The organism is Desulfurobacterium sp. (assembly GCF_027028515.1).
Classification (GTDB): domain Bacteria; phylum Aquificota; class Aquificia; order Desulfurobacteriales; family Desulfurobacteriaceae; genus Desulfurobacterium_A.
In genome coordinates, this window is sequence record NZ_JALVIW010000093.1 from 1 (window position 1) to 2,584 (window position 2,584).

Here is a 2,584-nt window from a genome sequence, read left to right on the forward strand (position 1 = left end):
CCATGTTTGTTTTTCTTCCTGAGAGTCGAGTTTTTTATTAACCAATTCTAAACACTCCGCAACCCCGTTAAGTCCCAAAAGCATTACATCGTTCATTCCCGTCCGGCTGATTATCTGGTCTATCTCTTTATCTATCCTGTCAACCGCCTGCTTTATCCTGTCCCACTTGAGCTGGTTGCAGTAGTCTTCCGTTACTGCTCCCTTTCTGTCTATCTCGGCCGCCCTTACGCACTCCCTGTATGCCTCAAGGAGTTCGGGGGCACCAAGGCGGTAGAGCATCGTCTGTATCCTGTCCTCTTCGGGGATGTAGGGGTTGAGGCCGAAGACTTTCTTTACCATCAGGGCAAGCTCTTCGTATTCCTTTGCCTTCTGCCTTGCGGCGTTGTAATACTTTTCAAAGTTAAGCTCTATGTCGTTTACAGCCGCCTCTGCCTTCGCTCTCGTATCTTCAAACTTTGAAAAGTGAACGTGCGTCTGTTTCTTCTCCCCCGCAGGCCGGGGTTTTGTTTCGGGTTGGGTTTCGGGTTGAGTGTCGGGGTGTTCGGGTTGGCTTTTATCCTCAACTTTAGGATGTCCCATTTAATCCTCCTTAGTTTTGTTTTTAATTTTACTTATGTTCAAGTAATTTTCTTATTCTTTTTGGGAAAACTAAATGCCATAGGAATATCCGACTTTTGGTTGATGATTGTGCATATAGTCCCAAGTAACGTGGTTGGTTCCTACAAAGTATTCAGAGGGAGCAATTTGTTGGTTAGGTTCCCAGAGATATTCAAGTGCCCAATGGAGTTCCTTAAATAATCTGTTAGCCTCTTCATTAGACAAGTATTTAACTGTATATTGATGGACTATATCTTTAGCTAATTCTTTGTAGAAATCGTCTTTTGCTATATGAAAAGCTTTTCCTTGTATTCCGCCATAAAGATAACCTAAGAGGTCTAATCTGGCACGTGTCATTTCATCTTTAGGTTCATATTTTTGATACCATTTAGCATAAAAATCCTTCAACTCATAATACAACTCATCACTTTTCGGCAGTTCTTCCTGAATAATCCTTTTAAACTCATCGTAATCTAATAGTTCCGGATACTCTTTTGAGAGGCTTTTAAGTGCCTCCATCCACCCGTTATCAATCTTTATCCCCGTCAAAATCCCCTTTACAAGAACGAAGAAAGCGTTTGGGCCGTATTTTACGAACGTGTTTGCGACGGTATTTGCACACCACTCGGCAAGTCTTTCAAGGAGAGTAGGGTTGGCGTAGCTTCTGTCGTCAAACTGAGGGAAGACCTTTTCAATGGGTTCCTTGTATGCTCTCCAGAACTTTAAGAACCAGCTTAAAAGCTCTTCTCTTATGTATTTGACGTCGTAGGCTATCTCAAGGGCACGCTTGGCGTAGTCAAGTTTCAGGTAAAAGTCCCGCCTTACCTGGTAGTCAAGCTGGACGGCTTTTCCGTTCTCCCACGCTCCGGCGGGGTATCTCCCTTCCTCAAAGTATTCGGCCAGAGCCTCAGGGTTCTTGACGAATTCGTTCCACATCCAGACCTGGGGGCCTGACCATATAAAGCGAAAGTTCGTGTAGGGACTCATATAACTTTTACCATTTATCTTCACTCCTGAAAGGTCGGTTTCTTCTATACCGGCCATTACCCTACCCTCCGTTCACGTTTATCTGGCCTCTTGCTATCATTTCAATCAGTTTCCACCCCGTTTCTACTTTTGGGTCTACGGGGAGTTCTTCTGGTCTGTTAGCCATCTCTTTTTTCTCTCCTTCGAATATTTTACCCCGTTTCTCTATCATCTCTTATTCCTCCTGAGACGAATTTTCATGGCTTAAAATCAAGAGAACTATCTTCAGAGCTGTTAGGTTTCTGATTATTCCTGAAAATAAAGTCCTTTGACACTTTCGTAAGGTAGTTTTTAACGTTCTGCCATTCTTTTTCAACCTCAGGATAAGACCTCTCTACCTCAGCCTCTTCAAAATAAACAACTGCTTTTAAAAAGAGAGGGGTAATAAAGTTATTCCCGTATTTTTCATAACATATTCTAATAACATCATTAAAATCCCACTTGTTCTTTTTTAAAAGAAAATAAAAATCGTAAAAATCCTTTTTGGTTCCCCTTTGGATGATTGCTATTGATTTCATGGCAACTATATCTTCATCTGACGCCAGCAATAACGGGAAAAATCTCTTATCAAAAGGTCTTATAAGCCTATAAGGATATTCAAAAAAGCTGAATTTCACAGAATTTAATCTAAATATAACTGTATCTGGAGATTTTTTCTCATATTCTACTTTCCATCCTTCTTTTTGTGCAGTTTCCATTATCCTTTCAACTTTCCTTTCAAAGCTTTCTGGGATTTCTAAAGAAAAAAAGTCAAAATCTTCAGAGTATCTATGTGCATACTTTATTATGATTGCTGTTCCGCCCGCAAGATAGAATCCTTCAGTAAGGCCAGATTTTACAACGAAATCTAAAGTTTTCTCTTGTAAGTCTGTTATATTCTTCATCGCTTATCCCCAATATTACTTTCCAGTAATTTCTGCTCAATTTATCAAGCAAACGTAGCTGTTTTTTATATACCTCT

The 2,584-nt window shown here is 40.6% G+C and carries 3 protein-coding genes and 1 pseudogene; all 4 read right to left on the reverse strand.

The features are described 5' to 3' along the window. Positions 1-579, reverse strand: a pseudogene (locus tag MV676_RS07805) (hypothetical protein); the annotation flags it as partial. A 69-nt stretch (positions 580-648) separates the two neighbouring features. Then, the gene (locus MV676_RS07810) at positions 649-1,641 is read right to left on the reverse strand and encodes a hypothetical protein (RefSeq protein ID WP_297446510.1); all 993 of its coding nucleotides are present in this window, start codon (positions 1,639-1,641) and stop codon (positions 649-651) included. 4 nt (positions 1,642-1,645) lie between these two features. Next, positions 1,646-1,795, reverse strand: coding sequence for a hypothetical protein (locus MV676_RS07815; protein WP_297446513.1), 150 nt, complete (start codon positions 1,793-1,795; stop codon positions 1,646-1,648). Between the two features lie 25 nt (positions 1,796-1,820). Continuing rightward, positions 1,821-2,507, reverse strand: a complete 687-nt coding sequence (locus MV676_RS07820) for a nucleotidyl transferase AbiEii/AbiGii toxin family protein (protein WP_297446515.1) — start codon at positions 2,505-2,507, stop codon at positions 1,821-1,823. Between the last annotated feature and the right edge of the window lie 77 nt (positions 2,508-2,584).

What these genes read in the sequence shown, in the direction of transcription:
- MV676_RS07820 (WP_297446515.1), bottom strand. Translation starts at nt 2,507, where the DNA reads ATGAAGAATATAACAGACTTACAAGAGAAAACTTTAGATTTCGTTGTA.
- MV676_RS07815 (WP_297446513.1), bottom strand. Translation starts at nt 1,795, where the DNA reads ATGATAGAGAAACGGGGTAAAATATTCGAAGGAGAGAAAAAAGAGATG.
- MV676_RS07810 (WP_297446510.1), bottom strand. Translation starts at nt 1,641, where the DNA reads ATGGCCGGTATAGAAGAAACCGACCTTTCAGGAGTGAAGATAAATGGT.